This window comes from Thiohalophilus thiocyanatoxydans (assembly GCF_004366735.1).
GTDB lineage: Bacteria > Pseudomonadota > Gammaproteobacteria > UBA6429 > Thiohalophilaceae > Thiohalophilus > Thiohalophilus thiocyanatoxydans.
In genome coordinates, this window is sequence record NZ_SOQX01000002.1 from 619,260 (window position 1) to 640,272 (window position 21,013).

At 56.2% G+C, this 21,013-nt stretch carries 24 protein-coding genes; 3 read left to right on the plus strand and 21 right to left on the minus strand.

Annotation, left to right across the window (positions count from 1 at the left end; translation table 11 throughout):
- The first annotated feature begins 73 nt into the window (after window positions 1-73).
- Window positions 74-772: a CsiV family protein gene (locus EDC23_RS06640; RefSeq protein WP_166668790.1), complete on the plus strand. Its 699-nt coding sequence runs from the start codon at window positions 74-76 to the stop codon at window positions 770-772.
- A 164-nt stretch (window positions 773-936) separates the two neighbouring features.
- Here the strand turns inward: EDC23_RS06640 and EDC23_RS06645 are convergent, their stop codons facing one another.
- The 8 genes from EDC23_RS06645 to cysM all read right to left on the minus strand — a co-directional run bounded on the left by EDC23_RS06645 (window position 937) and on the right by cysM (window position 7,665).
- Entirely contained in the window at window positions 937-1,677 is a 741-nt protein-coding gene (locus EDC23_RS06645; RefSeq protein ID WP_134082286.1) for an S-methyl-5'-thioinosine phosphorylase, read from the minus strand.
- A 1-nt stretch (window position 1,678) separates the two neighbouring features.
- Complete coding sequence (locus tag EDC23_RS06650; protein ID WP_208321313.1) at window positions 1,679-2,230, minus strand: hypoxanthine-guanine phosphoribosyltransferase; 552 nt, start codon at window positions 2,228-2,230, stop codon at window positions 1,679-1,681.
- Complete coding sequence (locus EDC23_RS06655) at window positions 2,227-3,324, minus strand: mechanosensitive ion channel family protein (RefSeq protein ID WP_134082292.1); 1,098 nt, start codon at window positions 3,322-3,324, stop codon at window positions 2,227-2,229. Before EDC23_RS06655 ends, EDC23_RS06650 begins: the two co-directional genes overlap by 4 nt.
- Window positions 3,325-3,341: 17 nt before the next feature.
- Entirely contained in the window at window positions 3,342-4,391 is a 1,050-nt protein-coding gene (gene nagZ / locus EDC23_RS06660) for a beta-N-acetylhexosaminidase (protein WP_134082295.1), read from the minus strand.
- A gap of 10 nt (window positions 4,392-4,401) precedes the next feature.
- The gene (locus tag EDC23_RS06665; RefSeq protein ID WP_208321300.1) at window positions 4,402-4,890 is read right to left on the minus strand and encodes a L,D-transpeptidase; all 489 of its coding nucleotides are present in this window, start codon (window positions 4,888-4,890) and stop codon (window positions 4,402-4,404) included.
- Window positions 4,890-5,360 carry a CYTH domain-containing protein gene (locus tag EDC23_RS06670; protein ID WP_134082298.1) on the minus strand — a complete coding sequence of 157 codons (471 nt, stop codon included), beginning with the start codon at window positions 5,358-5,360 and terminating at the stop codon, window positions 4,890-4,892. Before EDC23_RS06670 ends, EDC23_RS06665 begins: the two co-directional genes overlap by 1 nt.
- Window positions 5,360-6,691, minus strand: a complete 1,332-nt coding sequence (gene rlmD / locus EDC23_RS06675; RefSeq protein ID WP_134082300.1) for a 23S rRNA (uracil(1939)-C(5))-methyltransferase RlmD — start codon at window positions 6,689-6,691, stop codon at window positions 5,360-5,362. The genes EDC23_RS06670 and rlmD overlap by 1 nt, the downstream gene beginning before the upstream one ends.
- An 83-nt stretch (window positions 6,692-6,774) precedes the next feature.
- Window positions 6,775-7,665 carry a cysteine synthase CysM gene (gene cysM, locus EDC23_RS06680; protein ID WP_134082302.1) on the minus strand — a complete coding sequence of 297 codons (891 nt, stop codon included), beginning with the start codon at window positions 7,663-7,665 and terminating at the stop codon, window positions 6,775-6,777.
- Window positions 7,666-7,796: 131 nt separating this feature from the next.
- Here cysM and EDC23_RS06685 point away from each other — a divergent pair, with 131 nt between their 5' ends.
- Entirely contained in the window at window positions 7,797-8,180 is a 384-nt protein-coding gene (locus tag EDC23_RS06685; RefSeq protein WP_134082305.1) for an Hpt domain-containing protein, read from the plus strand.
- Between the two features lie 92 nt (window positions 8,181-8,272).
- On the opposite strand, the gene pdxJ is transcribed toward EDC23_RS06685, so the two are convergent.
- From pdxJ to rpoE, 13 genes are all read right to left on the minus strand, one after another.
- A complete protein-coding gene (gene pdxJ, locus EDC23_RS06690; protein WP_134082308.1) occupies window positions 8,273-9,028 on the minus strand; it encodes a pyridoxine 5'-phosphate synthase in 756 nt (251 codons plus the stop codon).
- 58 nt (window positions 9,029-9,086) lie between these two features.
- The gene (gene recO / locus EDC23_RS06695) at window positions 9,087-9,815 is read right to left on the minus strand and encodes a DNA repair protein RecO (protein ID WP_134082311.1); all 729 of its coding nucleotides are present in this window, start codon (window positions 9,813-9,815) and stop codon (window positions 9,087-9,089) included.
- A gap of 20 nt (window positions 9,816-9,835) precedes the next feature.
- The gene (gene era, locus EDC23_RS06700; RefSeq protein ID WP_134082314.1) at window positions 9,836-10,738 is read right to left on the minus strand and encodes a GTPase Era; all 903 of its coding nucleotides are present in this window, start codon (window positions 10,736-10,738) and stop codon (window positions 9,836-9,838) included.
- 1 nt (window position 10,739) lies between these two features.
- A complete protein-coding gene (gene rnc / locus EDC23_RS06705) occupies window positions 10,740-11,411 on the minus strand; it encodes a ribonuclease III (protein WP_134082316.1) in 672 nt (223 codons plus the stop codon).
- A gap of 2 nt (window positions 11,412-11,413) precedes the next feature.
- The gene (locus tag EDC23_RS06710) at window positions 11,414-11,785 is read right to left on the minus strand and encodes a DUF4845 domain-containing protein (protein WP_134082319.1); all 372 of its coding nucleotides are present in this window, start codon (window positions 11,783-11,785) and stop codon (window positions 11,414-11,416) included.
- 21 nt (window positions 11,786-11,806) lie between these two features.
- On the minus strand, window positions 11,807-12,616 hold the full coding sequence (gene lepB / locus EDC23_RS06715) for a signal peptidase I (RefSeq protein ID WP_134082323.1): 810 nt from the start codon (window positions 12,614-12,616) through the stop codon (window positions 11,807-11,809).
- On the minus strand, window positions 12,613-14,418 hold the full coding sequence (lepA, locus tag EDC23_RS06720; RefSeq protein WP_134082326.1) for a translation elongation factor 4: 1,806 nt from the start codon (window positions 14,416-14,418) through the stop codon (window positions 12,613-12,615). Before lepA ends, lepB begins: the two co-directional genes overlap by 4 nt.
- Before the next feature lie 103 nt (window positions 14,419-14,521).
- Window positions 14,522-14,770, minus strand: a complete 249-nt coding sequence (locus tag EDC23_RS06725; RefSeq protein ID WP_208321301.1) for a glutaredoxin family protein — start codon at window positions 14,768-14,770, stop codon at window positions 14,522-14,524.
- Window positions 14,767-16,221 carry a DegQ family serine endoprotease gene (locus EDC23_RS06730; protein WP_134082328.1) on the minus strand — a complete coding sequence of 485 codons (1,455 nt, stop codon included), beginning with the start codon at window positions 16,219-16,221 and terminating at the stop codon, window positions 14,767-14,769. Before EDC23_RS06730 ends, EDC23_RS06725 begins: the two co-directional genes overlap by 4 nt.
- Window positions 16,222-16,255: 34 nt before the next feature.
- Entirely contained in the window at window positions 16,256-16,741 is a 486-nt protein-coding gene (locus tag EDC23_RS06735; protein WP_134082331.1) for a SoxR reducing system RseC family protein, read from the minus strand.
- Complete coding sequence (locus EDC23_RS06740) at window positions 16,738-17,682, minus strand: MucB/RseB C-terminal domain-containing protein (RefSeq protein ID WP_208321302.1); 945 nt, start codon at window positions 17,680-17,682, stop codon at window positions 16,738-16,740. Before EDC23_RS06740 ends, EDC23_RS06735 begins: the two co-directional genes overlap by 4 nt.
- Window positions 17,683-17,707: 25 nt before the next feature.
- Window positions 17,708-18,280: a sigma-E factor negative regulatory protein gene (locus EDC23_RS06745; RefSeq protein WP_134082336.1), complete on the minus strand. Its 573-nt coding sequence runs from the start codon at window positions 18,278-18,280 to the stop codon at window positions 17,708-17,710.
- Between the two features lie 18 nt (window positions 18,281-18,298).
- Window positions 18,299-18,874 (minus strand): RNA polymerase sigma factor RpoE, encoded by a 576-nt coding sequence (rpoE, locus tag EDC23_RS06750; protein WP_134082339.1) that lies wholly within the window; start codon window positions 18,872-18,874, stop codon window positions 18,299-18,301.
- A gap of 226 nt (window positions 18,875-19,100) precedes the next feature.
- On the opposite strand from rpoE, the gene nadB reads away from it, so the two are divergent.
- Window positions 19,101-20,732, plus strand: coding sequence for an L-aspartate oxidase (nadB, locus tag EDC23_RS06755; RefSeq protein WP_134082342.1), 1,632 nt, complete (start codon window positions 19,101-19,103; stop codon window positions 20,730-20,732).
- The last annotated feature ends 281 nt before the right edge of the window (window positions 20,733-21,013 follow it).

Here is a 21,013-nt window from a genome sequence, read left to right on the forward strand (position 1 = left end):
AACACCTCTCGCTGGTCAAGTCGGGGTATAATTGGTTACATTACACTCCTGATAGTTAGCAAGGAATATAGCATTGAAAAAATATCTGTGCCTGGCGATTCTCGCTCTGCTGCCACTGGGCGCGATTGGCGCCGACGAGGAGGAAGTGCGTTATTACGATGTCGAACTGATCATCTTCGAGCACCTTGGTCAGCGCGGCAGAGAAAGTGAAATCTGGCCAAGCTCGGTGGAACAGGGTCTGCCCGAGTCCGAGGTCATGCTCGAACTCGACCGCCCCTTTCCGGGCCCGATCCCGGATAACTACGATCCGTCACTGACCTTCAAAAGCCTGCCCACGAGCGAGTATCGCCTGAACGATGCGGCTAAAAAAATCGAGGAGTCATCGACTCGCCGGGTGCTGATGCATACCGCATGGCGCCAGCCCGGTATGAGCGACAAAGAGGCGCTCAATGTCCACCTGAGCCGGACAATTCCCGCATCAGCCGAGGATGCAGAGGAAACAGAGACGGCCCTCCAGGGCAAACGTGGCGAACTGGAAGCGTATATCCGCGTGATCCTGTCACGTTACCTGCATGTCGATGCCGATATCATGTTACGGACCCGGCCGGAAACAAACCGCTTTGAGTTCTTCATTGAAGAAGCCGACGAGCCGGTTGTGTACCAGCTCAAACAACTGCGCCGTCGTATACGCAGTACCGAACTGCACTACCTCGACCATCCCGTGCTCGGGATGCTGATCACCATGCATCCGGTCGAAACCGACAAACTCTAACCATCAATAGCTAGTTCGACGGAGTAACATTCTCTTATGTATTCTCCGCAAATAACGCGGAGCTCGCAAAGGCGCAGAGGACGCAAAGAAAAATAGTTAACAAATAAAACTTTGCGTTCTTTGCGCCTTCGCGTCCTTTGCGTTACTTCCAGAGTCCTAGCTATTTATAACAATGGGATCACGTGTTCCAGCAGGGTGCGGACGTTTTTCATGCCTTCGGCCAGGTGTTGTTCGATCTCTTCCATGGTGATCTCCCCCTCATGCCGGCCGGCGGCAGTGTTGGCAACCACCCCGACTGACGCATAACAGACTTCCAGTTCCCTTGCGAGTACCGCTTCGGGCATGCCGGTCATGCCGACGGTGTTGCAGCCGTCAGCTTCGAGCTTGTTGATCTCCGCTGCGGTTTCCAGTCGCGGCCCCTGGGTAGCGCCATAGGTGCCCTGCTTGATTACGTCGACACCGGCCTGGCTGGCCGCCTGTAACAGGGACTGGCGCAAGGTTTCGCAATAGGGCCAGGTAAAGTCGACGTGGACGACCGGGTTGTCCCCTTCTTCGAAAAATGTGTTATTGCGCCCCCAGGTATAGTCGATGATCTGATCGGGTATTACCAGACAGCCGGGCTGATACTCAGGTTGAATCCCGCCGACGGCGTTGATTGCGATGATCATCTCGGCGCCCGCCTCCTTGAGAGCCCAGAGGTTGGCGCGGTAATTAATACGATGCGGCGTGATCGTATGCCCCGAGCCGTGACGCGGTAAAAACAGTACATCGTTATTACCCAGCGTCCCCCGCACCAGGGTACTGGAGGGTTCGCCATACGGCGTATGCATGATCTCACGACCGGAGATTTCCAGGTTTTGCAGACTGGTCAGTCCGGTACCGCCGATTATTGCGACTTTTGACATGTTATAACCCTTTTACTGCGTAGATTCCTGGTGCATTGCGCAAATAGCCTTTGTAATCCATTCCATAACCAAACAGATAGCGATCGTCGGTTCGCAGACCGACAAAGTCCGCCTGCAAGCCATTTTTACGATCATGCTGTTTTTCGACCAGCACGGCACTGTAGACCTCGCTGGCACCCTCGGCACGGCAATGCGCCATGATCGCATCCAGGGTGATCCCCTCGTCGAGAATATCATCGATAATCAGAATATTGCGCCCCGCCAGCGGGTGACTGGGCCGCACCTGCCAGTTGAGTTCGCCACCGCTGGTCTCGCCGGCGTAGCGGGTGGCATGAATGTAATCGATCTGCATGGGAAAGTTCAGCCGGGTCAGTAAATGGCCGGCCGGGATAATCGCCCCGGTCAGGACACATAAAACCAGCGGATCGCTGTTTTTAAGCACCTGGGTCATGGCTGCGGCCATCTTGTCCAGCGCCGCTTCGACCTGTTGCTGATCGTAGAGGCAATCCGCCTCGGACAGTGTCTGGTTCACAGTTTCAATATTCATGATTATTTTGTTGGAGTTTGGGGTAAAGCCGCACCTTCGATCAGATCCGGCATATGCAGTGTACGGGTCGGGAAGGCAACCTCGGCACCATGATGAGCAATGATGTCACTAATCTTGAACAGCACATCCTGTTTGACTTCGTGAAACTCGATCCATTTAACCGTCTTGGTAAACGTATAAATAAAGAACTCGAGCGATGAATCGCCGAAAGTGTTGAAGTTGACAATCAGGGTCTGCTCCTGGTCGATCTCCGGATGAGACTGCAGCATGGCCTTGACGTCATCAATAATTTTCGGCAATACAGCCATATCCGAGTAGCGTAAGCCGATGGTCTCGAAAATCCGTCGATTGAACATGCGTGAAGGATTTTCCACCACAACGGTGGAGAACAGCGCATTGGGTACATAAATCGGCCGTTTGTCAAAGGTGCGGATAACCGTCAGTCGCCAGCCAATCTTCTCGACATTCCCCTCAATATTCCGATCCGGAGAGCGTACCCAGTCCCCGATAGCAAAGGGCCGGTCAAAGTAGACCATCATGCCACCGAAGAAATTGGCCAGCATATCCTTGGCGGCAAAACCGACCACAATCCCGCCGATACCGCCAAACGCGATAATCGCCGAGATATTAACACCCAGGGTCTGCAACATCACCAGGGTGGCGGTGATGAGCACCGACACTTTCACCAACTGGGCAATAGCATCTGCCGTGGTTCGATCAATCGGTTTGTCTTCAAAATCATTGCGCTGAAGAATATTTTTCTCCATCTGTTCCACAAAGCGCATCAGCGCCCAGGCGATGGCAATGATCGCGGCGACTTCCCGCACCGCACGGACGATCTCGAATTCGAACAGCGCCATGATAAACGAAGCACCGAGAACCCAGATAAACAGGGTTATCGGATGGCGGATCGAATAGACAAGCGAATTATCCCAGATACTTTTGGTTGGCTGAAGATGCTTCTCCAGACGCTTCAGAACCCGTCTCTGAATAAAATCCAGCAACAGCGTGGCGAAAATGATGATAAAGCTGTGCACGATCCACCAGTTGCCGCCCAGCAGCTGATCGACATAGTGGGTAATCAGTTCAAGCATGTCCATTCTTTATATGCCTGTTGCTAAAAATCGAATGCCAGCGTCGGATTCGCGCTGTATTTATCCAGATGCTCGGTAACCTGGCGCCATTGGCTTGAGCTATGCAGTTGCTGTCGTTCCACCTCGCCCCTGCCGTGCATGCGCGCCAGTCGCAGGTGCGCCACCGGATCGTTATACTCGCCCAGATTGTCGAGCGCCTCGACAGCGGCAGTGCGGTTATTGCAAACCAGAACCATATCACACCCGGCCTGCAGGGCCGACCGGGCCCGATCGCTATACTGCTCGCCGGCCACACTGGCCCCTTCCATATCCAGATCGTCGCTGAAAATCACACCCTGAAACTGCAGTCGCTCGCGCAGGATCTGTTTAAGCCAAACGGGGGAGAAACCGGCCGGGAGTCGATCAATGTTGTCATAAATAATGTGTGCCGGCATGATGGCGCTCAGGCCGTAACCGATCATGCGGCGAAACGGCAGTATGTCGTGGGCATAAATCTCATTATAGTCACGGCCGTCGACCGGAATGGCGTGATGGGAGTCCGCCGCCACCGCACCGTGGCCGGGAAAGTGCTTGCCGGTAGCCGCCATGCCGGCATCGGCCATTCCCTGCATCCAGGCATGGGCCAGTTCGGCAACGATTTCCGGTTTATGATGAAAGGCACGATCACCGATGACATTGCTGACCCCGTAATCCAGATCCAGCACCGGGGCGAAACTGAAATCAATCTCCAGGGCGCGCAATTCGATCGCCATCAACCAGCCGGCCTGCCGGGTTAATACCCGGGCCTTTTGATGATCCTGTTCATAGAGCTGGCCAAACAGACGTGCCGGCGGAATATGGCTGAAGCCGTCGCGAAAGCGCTGCACACGACCGCCCTCGTGATCGACCGAGACCAGCAGGCGGGGTTCTCGCAGTGCATGGATTTCCCTGATCAGGGCATGCAGTTGTTCGACGGACTCAAAGTTGCGGGTGAACAGGATGACACCACCGACATGCGGATGCAGCAGTACCGCCCGATCTTCATCGGAGAGGACCGTACCGGCAATATCAAGCATGACAGGACCCAGTGACATCGTTGTTTGCCTATTCTTCTATAAGGACTCGGGTACCATACGGTACCATGTCGAAAAGCGTGAGAATATCGGTGTTGCGCATCTTGATACAGCCATGGGAACCCGGTACACCCATTTTGTCCTCGTCGGGGCAGCCGTGGATATAGACATAGCGACGCATGGTATCCACCACGCCCAGCCGGTTGATACCCGGCTCCAGGCCGCTGAGCCACAGAATCCGCGTCAGAATCCAGTCACGCCCGGGATATTGTTCACGTAAAGCCGGCGAGTAGATCTCGCCGGTGGGGCGCCGCGCGACAAATACCGTATTGACCGGTTGTCCGGCACCGATTTTGGCGCGAATCTTGTGTTGCCCCCGGGGGGTCTGTTCACTGCCATTGCGTTCACCGACGCCGTTTTTCCCGGTTGAGACGGAAAACGTGGCAACACAATGGCCCTGCTCCAGCACAGACAATTCCTGGCGCGTCACACTGACTTTGATCTCAATCTGTTCAGGCATCACTGCCAATCCTTATAGGGGTGATTGACCAGACTGACGTTGTAATAACGTGCATCGTCGGAGACCTCCTGACCGAGCCAGTCCGGCTGTTCAAACGCTTCATCTTCGCTGTCCAGTTCGATCTCCGCCACCACCAGGCCGACATTTTCCCCCTCAAAGACATCGATCTCCCACAGATGGCCGGCATGCGACACATGGTAGCGGACTTTGTCGATAATCGGTTTTTCACACAGATTGTCCAGCATCTCGCGGGCATCTTCCAGCGGGATGGAATACTCGTATTCCTGCCGGTATATCCCCAGCGTGGCGCTTTTGATATTCAGGTTGGCCTGATCGCCCTCGATGCGAACACGCACCGAGGCATCCCGGGCGCCGATCAGATACCCCTGTGCAATACGTTGTCCCGCGTCAGCCTGCTGGCGCCAGCGATCATCACGAATCAGGAATTTACGTTCAATCTCGGTTGCCATCAGGCGCCTTTGGTAAACAGGGCCATGGTTTCCACATGGGCCGTGTGCGGGAACATATCCATCATACCGACCTGTTGCAGACGATAGCCATGACGGTTGACCAGTTCGCCCGCATCCCGGGCCAGGGTAGCGGGGTTACATGAAACATACACAATACGCCGGGCGCCGCTGGCCGCCAGATATGGCACTATTTCGGCGGCACCACTGCGCGGCGGATCCAGCAGGACCTTGTCATACTGTTGCCCCCTGATCCAGGGTTCGTGATCCGTCGGCTCGAACAGGTTGGCGACATGAAAGCGGACATTCTCGATCCCGTTCGATGCGGCATTGGCCCGCGCCCGCTCGATCAATTGCGCCTCGCCTTCCACCGAGACCACGTCGCCGCCATGACGCGCCAGCGGCAGGGAGAAGTTACCCAGGCCACAAAACAGTTCCAGGATCCGATCCGTGGCCTGCGGCTCAAGCCATTGCAGGGCCTGGCTGATCATGCGCCGGTTGATGTCGCTGTTGACCTGGATAAAGTCGGCCGGCTGAAACTCGAGGCTGACATCGAACTGCGGAATCGAATAACGCAAAGTTGCCTGTTGCGGATACAGCAGCGTGATACTCTCCGGTCCCTCGGGCTGATGATAAATGACAAAGCCGGTCGTTTTGCCATAGTCGACCAGCAAGGCCCTATCCGCTTCGGTCAACGGCTCCAGGTTGCGAAATACCAGGGCGATCTTTTCATCATCGGCCGCCACTTCAATCTGGGGAATGCGTCGGTAACAGCTGAGCCGACCGATCAGTTCGCCCAGTTCCACCAGTTTATCACCCAGCGGCGGGGTCAAAATTTTGCAGTGTTGCAGTTGTGCCAGAAAGTGACTGCCCCGCTCGCGAAACCCGACCAGGACTTTTTCTTTTTTATCCACATAACGGACGCCGAGCCGGGCCTTGTTACGGTAACCCCACACCGGACCGGTCAGCGGCGGTAAGACCGTCTGTGGCGTCACATGGCCGATACGGGCCAGATCCTCCAGCAGAATCTGCTGTTTGAGACGGACCTGTTCCTCACTGGAGACATGCTGTAAACGGCAACCGCCGCAGAGTCCGAAATGGTCACAGGCCGGCTCGATCCGTGCCGGGGCGGCCTCGAGCACCTGATGCAGGCGGCCTTCGTCATAGTTGCGCCGGCTGCGGGTATAGACAAACTCCACCTGCTCGCCGGGCAGGGCATCATCGATGAAGACGGTTTTACCCGCGATCCGGGCAACCCCTTTGCCTTCCTGGGTCATATTTTCGATCCTGGCGACGACGGGTTCGCTCGGCAGGCTGCGACGTTTGCGTGACATAAAAACGGATCAGTGATCAGATGCCGGTCGGTTACCTGACCGGGGACAGGGTTTGGCAAACAGCGTCATGCAGCGCAACCGGATCAGGCGGGGAAAACATCGGTGGAGAGATACCGATCGCCGCGATCACAGATGATCGAGACAATGGTGGCCTGCTCCACCTGTTGTGACAATTGCAGCGCGGCGGCCACCGCCCCGCCGGAGGAGATCCCGCAGAAAATCCCCTCCTGCGCGGCCAGCGCGCGGGTGGTCTCCTCGGCGGCCTGCTGGCTGACATCCAGAGTCTGGTCCACCCGGGCGGCCTCGAAAATACGCGGCAGATAGGCCTCGGGCCAGCGCCGGATACCCGGAATCTTCGATCCCTCGGTCGGCTGGACGCCGAGGATCTGCACCGCCGGACTTTGCTCCTTGAGGTAGCGGGAAACCCCCATGATGGTGCCCGTGGTCCCCATGGCGCTGACAAAATGGGTCACGCTGCCGTCCGTATCCCGCCAGATCTCGGGCCCCGTGCCTTCATAATGGGCCAGCGGGTTATCCGGATTGGAAAACTGATCCAGCAGCCTGCCCTGCCCGTCGGCGGCCATTTGCTCGGCCCGATCCCGGGCCCCTTCCATGCCTTCCTGTTCGCTGACCAGGACGAGCTCGGCACCGTAGGCTTTCATGGCGGCGCGGCGCTCGACGCTCATCGTCTCGGGCATGATCAGTATCATCCGATAGCCCTTGATCGCCGCCGCCATGGCCAGGGCAATCCCGGTATTGCCGCTGGTCGCCTCGATCAGGGTCGCCCCGGGTCGGATTTCACCGCGCTGTTCGGCGTGCTGGATCATACTCAGCGCCGGCCGATCCTTGACCGAGCCGGCGGGATTATTGCCCTCCAGCTTGACCAGCAGGGTATTGCTGGTCTCGCCGGGCAGGCGTTGCAGGCGCACCAGCGGCGTATTGCCGACGAAAGCTTCAATCGTGGGATAATTCATCGGGACAGTTTACCTTGTTCTGGCATGACTTTTCATTACCCGCTACCATTTTGCCCATAACCGATACCAGAACGAGAATAAACCGTCCAGCCGGCCTGTCCGGGAATCGGACGAACCGGATTACTGAGAGTATGGCGGAGAATTCATCATCAACCGACAACCGGGCGCTCCTGGACAAAGATCAGGCACTCGAACAGGCCGGGGGCAGTGAAAGCCTGGCCCGGGAGCTGTTCGGCATGCTGCTGGACGATCTGCCCGTGCTGCGCCAGCAACTCCAGCAGGCCATTGCCGATGACCGGGCCGATGCCATGTGGGATCACGCCCACAAGCTGTACGGCTCAACCGTCTATTGCGGTGTCCCCGCGCTGCGCGAGGCGGCCCGGGCCATGGAGGAATGTATCAAGCAGCAGAACAAAGCCGAGCTGACAGCCTGTTTTGCCCAACTGGCCGCGGAGATCGAACGTCTGCTGGAACAGGGCCCGCAACTGACCGAACAGCTCCGGCGGGATGAGTGAACGCCTGACGCCCGGGACAGGCAGCGGTAAGCCAAAGACCGTTTCTCTGCTTGCGCCTCTGCCGGTGCGCCACGATGATCGGCGCTGAGCGGTTAAACGCCCTGGTTCACCCGGGCGTTTACCATTAGCCGTTTCATTTCCCGCACCGCCTCCTCCAGACCGGTAAAGAGACTGCGCGCGATAATCGCATGGCCGATGTTCAGCTCGCGAATTGCCGGCAGTGCGGCGATCCGGGAGACATTGTGATAATGCAACCCGTGACCGGCATTGACCTGCAGGCCCGCGGCCACACCGTGTTCCACCGCCTCGGCAATTTTCACAAATTCCCGCTGTTGACCCGCGGCTGAATCGGCATCGGCATAATGGCCGGTATGAATCTCGATCACCGGCGCGCCGCAGTCGGCCGCCGCCGCGATCTGTTCCGGCTCGGCGTCGATGAACAATGAGACCCGCACCCCGGCATCCGCCAGGCGCCGACAGGCTTCGGCGATCCGCGTGCGCTGACCTTTGACATCCAGGCCGCCTTCGGTGGTCAGCTCCTCGCGTCGTTCGGGCACCAGACAACAGTCCGCCGGTTGAATTTTTTCGGCAATGGCCAGCATCTCATCAGTGACCGCCATCTCCAGATTCATCCGGGTTTGCAGGATATCGTGCAACATCGCCACGTCGCGATCCTGAATGTGCCGTCGATCCTCGCGCAGATGCAGGGTAATGGAATCGGCGCCGGCCTGCTCGGCCAGCAACGCCGCCTGGATGGGCTCGGGATACAGGGTCCCCCGGCTCTGGCGCAGGGTCGCGATGTGATCGATGTTGACACCCAGTAAAATTTCATTGCTTGCGTCGGACACGGAGTGGTTACCTCGGTAAAAATCAGTTTCTAGTTACTAGTCGCTAGATACTAGCAACTTACAAGTCACGACTTTGCCAGTAGAGCTCGCGGGACTTGAGCGGCCGGTTGTCCAGATGCTGGCTGAGCAAAAACCGCATCAGGATCTTGGCTTCGCGCAGTATTTGCGGATCGCGGTAATCGTTGTCGCGAATCGCCAGCAGGGTGCGCCCGCTGATCAGTGGATAATCCGCTTGCTGCCGATCCGGCTGCTGTATCGGTCCCTGCTCCGGATGATAACAATATTGGCTGTCGGCGTGCAGCGGTTCGCCGCTGTGCGCGTCTTCCATCAATTGCAGCCCGTAACCCAGCTCGTCCAGCAACTCCCGCTCGTAACGACGCAGTACCGCTTCCTGGGGCCTGGACTCATCTAGCAGGGCCTGCAAAGCCCGTTCATAACAGACAAACAGTTCGGGATGCGGATCGTCGCGGTGCAACAATCGCAGGATCAGCTCGTTCATGTAAAACCCGCTGATGATGCGACTGCCCGGCAGCGTAAAAACCCCACCGGCGGATTCCACGGCGGTCATGGTTCGCAACTCGCCGCGGCCGGCCCAGGAAAACAGCAACGGGACAAACGCTTCCAGACGGGCGCTATTGCGCGCGCGACTACCGCGAACGCCCCGGGCGACCAGCGAGACCCGGCCCCCGTCACGGGTAAAGATTTCCAGCAGGCTGCTGGTATCGCGATACGGCCGGCTGTGCAGGATAAAGCCGTATTGCAAGTGTTGACGATGGTCCGCCGGCATGGGTTTGGGCTACTTTGGGGTCAATGGTCGTCCCGATAACCCAGGCTGGACAGTGCGCGTTCATCATCCGACCACCCGGCCTTGACCTTGACCCAGAGTTCGAGATGGACCTTCTTGTCGAACAGCTTCTGCATATCCAGACGCGCCTGCTGGCCGACTTTTTTCAGCCGTTCGCCCTTCTCGCCAATGACGATAGACTTCTGATTATCCCGCTCTACCCAGATCAGGGCATGAATCCGGTTCAGCCGTTCCAGTTCCTCGAATTTCTCGATCTCGACGGTCGTGGCATAGGGCAGCTCCTGGCCCAGATTGCGCATCAGTTTTTCACGCACGATCTCCGCCGCCAGAAAACGGCTGCTGCGATCGGTCAACTGATCCTCGGGATAATACGCTTCAGAAACGTCCAGGTGATGGATAATTTCTGACTCCAGCTGCGGCAGATTGGTACCCCCTTTGGCCGAGATCGGTACGACTTCAGAAAAATTGAGCTTCTCGTGCAGCATTTGTAAAAAAGGCAGCAACTCTTCTTTTTGTTTGAGACGATCCACTTTATTGACCGCCAGTATGACAGGCACGCTGATATCTTTTAATGCGGACAGGACCATCTCGTCTTCGTCCGTCCATTTCAGGGCCTCAACGACGAAAACCACAACATGGACATCATCAATCGCCGAACTGGCAGCACGATTCATAAACCGGTTCATCGCCTTTTTGGCCTGTTGATGAATGCCGGGTGTGTCCACATAGACGATCTGAGCGTGTTCCGTGGTCTTGATCCCGATGATCCGATGCCGGGTCGTCTGGGGTTTGCGGGAGGTAATGCTGAGCTTCTGCCCCAGCAAGTGGTTCATCAGCGTGGATTTGCCGACATTGGGGCGCCCGACCAAGGCGACATAACCACAACGAAAAGTTTCATTTTTCATATCAGTTTGTCAGTGCCTGTAACATTTTCTCGGCCGCCGCCTGTTCGGCCTTGCGCCGGCTGGTGCCTTCGCCAACAACTGTCGCGTCGAATGTACCAATTTTACACTCGACCCGGAAACGCTGTTCATGGGCTTTTCCTTCCGTCGCCACGACCTGGTAGTCAGGCAATTCGTTCCCCCGGGCCTGTAAATATTCCTGCAGACGGGTCTTGGGATCCTTCTCCAGGGTATCAGGATCGACCCGGGAGAATCGGTCATCAAAAAATCGCTGTACGAGCCGGCTGGCGTTATCCATGCCGCTGTCCAGATAGACCGCCCCGATAATCGCTTCAAAGGCATCCGCCAGAATTGAGCGCCGGCGATGGCCACCGCTTTTCAATTCGCCGGAACCCAGGCTCATGTAATCGCCCAGTTCCAGTTCGGTCGCAATTGAAGCCAATGTTTCGCCTTTGACCAGACTGGCTCGTAACCGACTCAAGGCCCCTTCGCTGGCCTGAGGAAAACGTCGATAGAGTTCAGCGCTGACGAGATAACCCAGAACCGCGTCGCCGAGAAATTCCATGCGTTCGTTATTTCGGGAACCGTAGCTGCGGTGCGTCAGCGCTATGTCCAGCAGTTCGGGTTGTTTGAACTCATATCCCAATTGACGACAGAGTTTTTCCGGGTTTCGCATTATTACCTTGGAATTTCAGCACGTTTATTGAATGACAGCACAACATCAATATTTCCGACAAGATTCTTACGGACTTCGTAGTCGACCTCGATAGTGGTGTTTTTGACGCCGCGTTCAATATAGACTTCATCCCGATCAATATCCGTGATCGAATTGATATTGAGGCGCTTTCTCAGCGTAACGCTAAGCTCGCCGGGTGACTTGGATCCCATCTCAGGGTCCTCTTCCATGCCCGACAGAATCGAGCCAACGGTCATCGAATTCATGTAAACCGGCACGATTTTAAGAAAGAGCAAGGCACAAATAGCAATTAGCGCAAGTACCGAAAGCCAGCCAATCGCGCCCAGTCCTTGTTGTTGTCTTATGCTTGTCATACTCTTTTCCTTGTTTCGGTTTTATTCAATAATACTGCCAATCCTGTTCCAGCTGGGCATTTGACAGTCCAGCGTGATCATTTCACTAAAAGTGCAATCCCAGTTCATCCAGATTAAAAACGCTTTACCGGCCAGGTTCTCTTCGGGGACAAATCCCCAGACCCGACTGTCACGGCTGTTATCCCGATTATCTCCCATTACAAAATAGTTCCCTTCCGGCACATTGACAACAAAGTCCCGCGCCGACGAAACCGGATTCACCAGAATATCGTGACGAACTTCGCCCAACGTCTCTTTATAACGAAGCTCCCGGTAATCACCCTGCTCCGATTCGTCAACCGGCTTCTGAGGTACCGGCTCACCATTAATATAGAGCCGCTTGTCATAGTAGGCCACCTCGTCTCCCGGAAGGCCGACTACCCGCTTGATATAGTCAATATTCGTGTTTTCGGGATAGCGGAACACAACCACATCCCCCCGCTCGGGATCACTGAGATTCAGAATACGCTGGTGTCCGACCGGCAGACGCAGGCCATAGGCGAATTTGTTGACCAGAATAAAATCGCCAACTTCCAGGCTCGGCAACATGGAACCGGTCGGGATTTTGAACGGTTCGGCAACAAAGCTTCGCAGCACCAGCACCACCAGAACGACCGGAAACAAAAAACGTGAAAACTCAACGAGATAAGGCTCGTTTGTTTCAGTTTCGCCTTCTTTGTCCTCTGTTTGAAGAGGTTGCCGACGCTTGGCAAAGTATTGCGCATCAATAACCCAGATGACCCCACTGATAACAGTAGCCAATACCAGCAACAGTTCAAAATCAAATGTCATTTTTCTTTCCCTACATTAAGCACAGCCAAAAAGGCTTCCTGCGGAATTTCCACTTTACCGACCTGTTTCATGCGCCGTTTACCGGCTTTTTGTTTTTCCAGCAATTTGCGCTTACGCGTGACGTCACCGCCATAACATTTTGCCGTTACGTTCTTGCGCAGCGCCTTGACTGACTCGCGAGCGATAATCTTGGAACCGATCGCCGCCTGAATCGCCACTTCGAACATCTGCCGGGGGATGATCCCTTTCATGCGTTCAGCCAGATCGCGACCGCGGTATTCGGCCTGATCCCGATGCACAATAATCGACAGAGCATCGACTTTTTCGCCATTAATCAGGATATCCAGCTTGACCAGATTGGAGGGGTCGAAGCGGATAAGCTCGTAATCCAGCGAGGCATAACCGCGACTGACCGATTTGAGCCGATCGAAAAAGTCGAGGACGATCTCGTTCATCGGCAACTCATATTCCAGCAGTATCTGGCTGCCGAGGTACTGCATTTTTTTCTGTATTCCCCTTTTTTCGGCACACAAGGTAATCACATTGCCGACATGGGCCTGGGGAACCAGTATCGAGGCCCGAACAATCGGCTCGCGAATCTCCTCGATATCATTCGGCTCGGGTAGCTCGGACGGGTTTTCAATGTTCAGCAGCTCGTTATGCCGGTTCAGTACCTCATAAACGACCGAGGGCGCGGTGGTAATCAGATCCAGTCCGTATTCACGTTCCAGTCGCTCCTGCACGATCTCCATGTGCAGCATACCCAGAAAGCCGCAACGGAAGCCGAAGCCCAGCGCCTGTGACGTCTCCGGTTCATAATAGAGCGCGGCGTCGTTGAGTTTCAGCTTGGAAAGCGCTTCACGCAGTCCCTCGTAATCATCGCCTTCCACCGGAAACAGACCGGCAAAGACCTGCGGCTGGATCGGCTTGAAACCGGGCAGCGGCACGGCAGCCGGGTTGGCGGCGTCGGTAATGGTATCGCCGACCGGTGCGCCGTCGACCTCCTTGATACCGGCGATCATGAAGCCGACTTCGCCGGCGTGCAGTTGTTCGGTATCACGCTTTTTGGGGGTAAAAATTCCGACCCGATCCACCTGGTGGTTACGATCCGCGGCCATGATGCGGATCTTCTGCTTGCGCCGCAGGGTGCCCTGCTTGACCCGGATCAGCGACACCACCCCCAGGTAGTTGTCGAACCAGGAGTCGATAATCAGCGCCTGCAGGGGCGCGTCCACATTGCCCTCGGGCGGCGGGATCAGGTGCACGATCTCCTCGAGCAACTCGCTCATCCCCTCGCCGGTTTTGGCCGAGACCCGGGCGGCGGTTTTGGCCTCGATGCCGATGATCTCCTCGATCTCCTGGATCACCCGGTCCGGTTCGGCCGCCGGCAAATCGATCTTGTTGAGGATCGGGAGCACTTCCAGCCCCTGTTCGATGGCGGTGTAGCAGTTGGCCACGCTCTGCGCCTCGACTCCCTGTGAAGCATCCACCACCAGCAGCGCCCCTTCACAGGCGGCCAGCGAGCGCGAGACTTCGTAGGAGAAATCCACATGCCCGGGGGTATCGATGAAGTTCAGCAGGTAGGTCTTGCCGTCCCGGGCGTGATAATTCAGGGTGACGCTCTGGGCCTTGATAGTAATGCCCCGTTCGCGCTCCAGGTCCATCGAATCGAGAACCTGTTCGCTCATTTCGCGCTCGGACAGGCCCTCGCACATCTGGATAATCCGGTCCGCCACGGTGGATTTACCGTGATCGATATGGGCGATAATGGAAAAATTGCGTATCTGGGAAAGGTCGGTCACATTCCACCTTGAGTCATACTAAAAAGGCGCACAATTGCGCCTTTTTGGATTCGGAGCGTTGCCTGAATAGGACTATTTCAGGTGTGCGGAATTGTAACCAATTTCAGGCCTGGCTGAAATACTGTTGGAGTTTGCCAAACTCCAGAAAATAATGGCAAATCTCCCTCTCCCCGTGCTTGAGTACCGGAACCAGCTCGCCGTAGGCCGTCTCCAGCGCCGGATCGCCGTCGATATCCACCGTATCCAGCAGGAAATCGTGTTGCGCCTGTAGCGCCTGCAATTGCCCCAGCATTGCCTGGCACAGGTGGCAACCGCTGCGCAAATACAGGGTCAGGCGCACTGGCTCGCTCATTCCTCGAGCCGGATGGTCATAAACAACGGTTGCTTGCCCCGCTGCACCAGCATCGGCAACAGCTTGCCCCGGGGCAGATCGCCCGCCAGTTTTTCAAATTGTTCACGGCTGGTGATATTTTCGTGGTTAATCATCAGGATCACATCCCCCGGGCGGATATCCCCCTCGGCCGCCGCGCCTTCACGCACCTCCTTGACCAGTACGCCCCGCTCGTCGAGATCCAGCTTTTTGCGCTGCTCCGGAGTCAGATCCTGCAGCACCATGCCCAGGGTCGTGCTCTCGCCGTCGCTTGAGGGCTGCTCGGGTGAGGCCTGGGCCAGCTCTTCCTCGGGCGGCAACTCGCCGGTTTTGACCGTCAGCGTCCGTTTTTTGCCTTCGCGGATGATCTTGACCTTCGCTTCCTTGCCCACCGGATACGAGGCCACGGCGAGAGGCAAATCCGACTGGCGGTGAATGGTTTTGCCGGCAAATTCCACCACCACGTCGCCTTCCCGGAAACCGGCCTTGTCGGCCGGACTGTCGGGCACCACCTGCAATACCACGGCGCCCATCGGTTTCTTCATACCGAAGGACTCGGCCAGCTCGCGATTGACATCCTGGATCAGGATACCCAGCCAGCCGCGACTGACCTTGCCGTCGCTTTTGAGCTGTTCGACCACACCCATGGCCACGTCGATGGGGATTGCAAACGACAGGCCCATGAAACCGCCGGAACGGGTCAGAATCTGGGAGTTGATCCCGATGACCTCGCCATCCAGATTGAACAGCGGGCCGCCCGAGTTCCCCGGATTGATGGCCACGTCGGTCTGGATAAACGGCACGTAGTTCTCACGCGGCAGACTTCGATTAATCGCGCTGATTACTCCGACCGAGACCGAATGGTCAAAGCCGAACGGTGACCCGATCGCCATCGCCCATTCGCCGACCTTCAGGTTTTCCGAATCACCAATCGTCACCACTGGCAGATCCGTCGCTTCCACCTTGAGCAGGGCCATATCACTGCGCTTGTCACTGCCAATGATCTCGGCTTTCAATTCACGCCGATCACTCAAACGGACTGTAATCTCCTCGGCATCCTTGACCACATGATAGTTGGTGACGATATAACCATCAGAGCTGATAATAAAGCCGGAGCCCAGCGATTGGCTGTCAAACTCCTCGTCCGGACCGGGACCGGGACCCTCACCCCGTTCGCCAAAGAAACGCTCGAAAAAATCACCAAAGGGAGAACCTTCGGGAAATTCAGGCATACCCTCGAAGCCGCGCGGCATGCCGTGGTCGCGACTGATTTTCTGGGTCGTGCTGATATTCACCACTGCGGCGCTGTTTTCTTCCACCAGTTCGGTGAAATCGGGCAATTTGTTAGTGCCGCCCAGAAGTGCCTGGGACGGGGTTGCAAAAAAGCCCAGAATCAGAAAGATGCTCAACAGATTAACAATACGAGCCTTCATTGATGCCTCTTGAATTATTGCGAAAGCGATTTGCTTATGAATGTACGATATTCGAACCGGATAAGCCGGCGGATGGCAAACGGCGCAGAATTTGCGGTTGATAGCGGCTGTCATTGGCAATGCGCCGGGTAAACAACCGCAGCCAGACAATCGCCACCAGCATACCAATTATGGCAAATACAATCGATACCAGTTCCGTCGCCGGAATCAGCAACTGCTCCGCCACCTCCTGACCGGTAATAGCAAACAGCAGCAGACTCAGCAGCGGTACCAGATAAACCGCCATCGAACCGCTCAGCATCGCGGATTCATGCAGGCCGATTATCACGGACTCGCCCTCATGGACCTGTAACGAATTCAGCACCCGCATGCGACTGCTTTTCTGACCAACAACCCTGGCCAGAACCGACGTGCCACAGCCCTTTTTAACCTGGCATTGATCGCAGGACGACTTGCGTTGTGCTTCGACCCAGGCATAATCGCCCTCGCACTCTACCACGACGGCGGTCTCTTCGATCATGGTGACTCCCGGTATTCTACGGACTCACCAATCATTTTGACGGTTTCATGCGGCACTTCACCGACCACGGTGACATGGTAACCATTCAGTGTACGACCATGGGCATTCACCGCGCCCATGTGCGATCCGCCAAACAGGTTGTCCTCGTCCTTGTCATCATTTTCTTCGATAAACACCGATACCGAGGCCAGACCATCGGAATAAACCCGGTGCTCGACCGGCATGATGCTGGTCGGAATCTGATGCATCCGGGTCATATCCTGTTCAAATCCCGAGGGCAGCTCGGTCACCTGCCAGGGTGTGTTGCGGTCATTTTCAGTCTGCTGCCGTGTTTCGTCGACTTCATACCAGGTGAAGTTTTCTTTATTAATGTCCGCTTGCAATGCCTCTTCGGGAATTTCGTCCATGAAAATGATCTGGGTAAACATGAACTGTTCAACCGGCCTGTTATCTTCATTCAGCAATTCGGTTTTTAATAACAAACCCGTTTTCTCATGCACCCACAAGGCATGCCCGTAACGCAGATTATCGCGAGGACGAATCAGTATTTTCTGTGCCGGCTCACCGGCAACCTTGTCCTTACCGGCCAGTGACAGGCGATAGAAGTTATCCAGGGCCCCGACTTTCACCGGAAAGGTCGGGGGGAATTTGGCTCTGGGCCGGCTTTTTTCCACCATCACCGACTGGCTGTCCGGATAGATACAGGTCACCCGGTCCCCGTCACGCAGTACCTCGCGACCTGATCCGTCCATGGCGACAAGCCGTTCACGCTCGCCGGTTTCGGTCACGCTGTGAATAATCCGAATAGAACTCAGCTGGCCCTGCTGACCGTAAACAAAAGTTCCTTCGTAATTGAGCATGTGCGCGGCCTCATGCATCTTTTCCAGCCATGGCTGGACTTCATCAGTCTCCGAGGCCCAGGCGCCCTGCAGTAGAACCATGCCCCCGAACAGGGCCGATGCCAGTTTATTTCTCATCGACACGAGTAACGACACGTTCCGAGGGCGTCACGCTGACAATCCGCATATAGGGCAGCATGCCCTGCATTCGGGAAGATGCGGAATATTCGTTATGGTTGATCAGGTAATTACTGAGCTTGGATTGCACTTCACTGTCAATCGGCGAATGGGCCGATGAATTGCCACTGACATTACGATATTCCTCGACGGCGTTATTCGCGCTGGCGATAGACGTCTGCGATCCCGATGTACCTGTCACATCGCTTTGCTGCACCGTCAATACCGCTATCGTGGCAACGGTGGCGGCAATCGCCAGGCCGGCTGCCTGCCGAACGGTATGGGTGACCTTTTGGCGTATCGGACGCAGGATAGTCGGCTCATCATCCAGGGCCTTGCTGACCCGGTCGACAAATGACGGGGAACAAACCGTCTCATTGTGTCCCGACAGCACATCCCGAATCAGATGATACCGGGCCCAACGTCCCCGGGTTTCGGTATCCTGCTTGAGGGATTCAAGAACATCCGGATGAAGTTCATCATCCATAAATGCTGATAATTTTTCGTCGCTGTTGTTGCTCATAGTATCACCACACCATAATTAACCGAGTAACGGCTTCAGTTTTTTGTCCACTGCCTCACGGGCGCGAAAAATCCGTGACCTGACAGTCCCAATCGGACAATCCATTGCCTCGGCTATTTCTTCGTAGCTCATCCCCTCGAGTTCACGCAAGGTGATGGCGGTTTTCAAGTCATCGGGCAGATCGTCGATGGTTTGCATAATGACCTGCTGAATCTCGTCCCTGAGCGCTTCCTTTTCCGGGGTTGCATACTCTTTAAGACCCGACTCACCCTCAAAATGTTCCGCGTCACTGGCCTCAACATCATCGGCCGGCGGGCGCCGGTCCTGGGCAACCAGAAAGTTTTTGGCGGTATTGATGGCAATTCGGTATATCCAGGTATAGAAGGCGCTGTCACCCCGAAACCGCGGCAGTGCACGATACGCCTTGATAAACGTCTCCTGCGCCAGATCTTCCAGCTCCGCATGATTGCGCACATAGCGGGACAACACTTTCATGACCCGCTGCTGATATTTCATCACCAGAATGTCGAAAGCTTTCTTATCACCGGCCTGTACTCGCTCGACAAGCAATTGATCCGTCGTCTTACTGCCCATTCGGGCCACTTCCCCCTAAAAATGGGCCAGTCACCCGAATACTTGCTATTATTGACCGCAATCGCATCGGAGAGTTCGCCTGGCCGCCAGTTTTCTGGTTATATTTGCGGATAGCGGGATTGTGACAATCCTCGCCGTAATCCGTACAATTCTAATTCTATCTTGCCGCGAGGAGAAATGCTTCGGCAAATCATTCCGATTCATACAGCCAGGCCCGATAACGTTCATGCAAATATCAACCGACGTCCTTGTTATTGGAGGCGGCGCCGCCGGCCTCAGCCTGGCCCTGCGACTGGCCGACGACTACTCTATCTCATTGATTTCAAAGGGAGTATTAAAGGAAGGCTCGACCCTCTACGCCCAGGGCGGGGTCGCCGCGGTGCTTGGCCCCGATGACAGCCTCGAATCCCACATCACGGATACCCTGGAGGCCGGTGCCGGTCTCTGCGACGAAGAGGTAGTGCGATTTACCGTCCAGCACGGCGCGGAAAATATCCGCTGGTTGATCGACAAGGGGCTCGCCTTCACCCGCGACGATGCACAGCCGGGCGAATACCACCTGACCCGCGAGGGCGGCCACTCCCACCGTCGGGTCATTCATGCCACCGATGCCACCGGCAAGGCGATCGAGACCACCCTGGAAAAGGAGGTGCGCCGCCACCCCAATATCCGCCTCTACGAGAACCATATCGCGGTGGATTTGATCACCGGCGCCAAGCTGGGGCGGGATCACAACCGCTGTCTGGGGGCCTATGTGCTGGATCGCGAGGCCAACAGGGTCCGGGTCTTTCGCGCCGGCCAGACGGTGCTGGCCAGCGGCGGGGCCAGCAAGGTCTATCTCTATACCAGCAACCCCGATACCTCCACCGGTGACGGCATTGCCATGGCCTGGCGTGCCGGCTGTCGGGTCGCCAACATGGAATTCAACCAGTTCCACCCGACCTGTCTGTACCATCCCCACGCCAAGTCATTTCTGATCACCGAGGCCATCCGCGGTGAAGGCGGCAAACTGAAATTGCCCGACGGCGCCACGTTCATGGAACAGTTCGACAGCCGTGGGGAACTGGCGCCGCGCGACATCGTGGCCCGCGCCATCGACCATGAAATGAAACGGCTGGGGGCCGACTGCGTCTATCTGGACATCAGCCACAAACCGGCCGACTTTATTCGCGAGCATTTCCCAACGGTCTACCAGCGCTGCCTGGAATTCGGTTACGACCTGACCCAGGGGCCCATCCCGGTGGTGCCGGCCGCCCACTACACCTGCGGCGGTATCCTGACCGATCTGCATGGCAAAACCGATCTGGACGGCCTCTATGCAATCGGGGAGACCGCTTTCACCGGGCTGCATGGCGCCAACCGCATGGCCAGCAACTCCCTGCTCGAGTGCCTGGTCTTCGCCCAGGCCGCCAGTCTGCATATCCGTCAACAAAAAGCCGAAAACGAACCGGACGACGTGATTGTCCCGGACTGGGACGAAAGCCGGGTAACCGATTCCGACGAGGAAGTGGTCGTCACCCATAACTGGGATGAGTTACGCCGTTTCATGTGGGACTATGTCGGTATCGTGCGCAGTAACAAGCGCCTGCAGCGGGCCGAACACCGCGTGCAATTGCTGCTGTCGGAAATCGATGAATACTACGGCAACTTCCGCGTCACCAATGATCTGCTGGAGCTGCGCAACCTCGCCCTGGTGGCCGGCTTGATCATCCGCTCCGCCATGTCCCGACACGAAAGCCGCGGCCTGCATTACAACATCGACTACCCCGAACGTAACGACAGCCACCCGCCACACAACACCATATTGCAACCGACCCACAGCGACGACGCCACCTCGGCGATGGCATTGGCGGAATGATAAAGTGCTGAGTGCTGAGTGCTTAGTTCTAAGTACTTAGTACTTAGTACTTAGTACTTAGTACTTAGTACTTAGACGTTGCGCGCAGCGCTACCTGACATTCCATCTATCGGACTATTTTTTTACCACGAAGACACGAAGTCTCGAAGTAGATTAATTTTTCTTCGGGTCTTCGTGGTGAGGTTTTATAAACATCAGGTGTCACGCAGGCTATCGCCAGCATGACCTACGCTACTGATCCTCGCTATTAGCAAGATCATTCCCTCCCCTTCCAGGGGAGA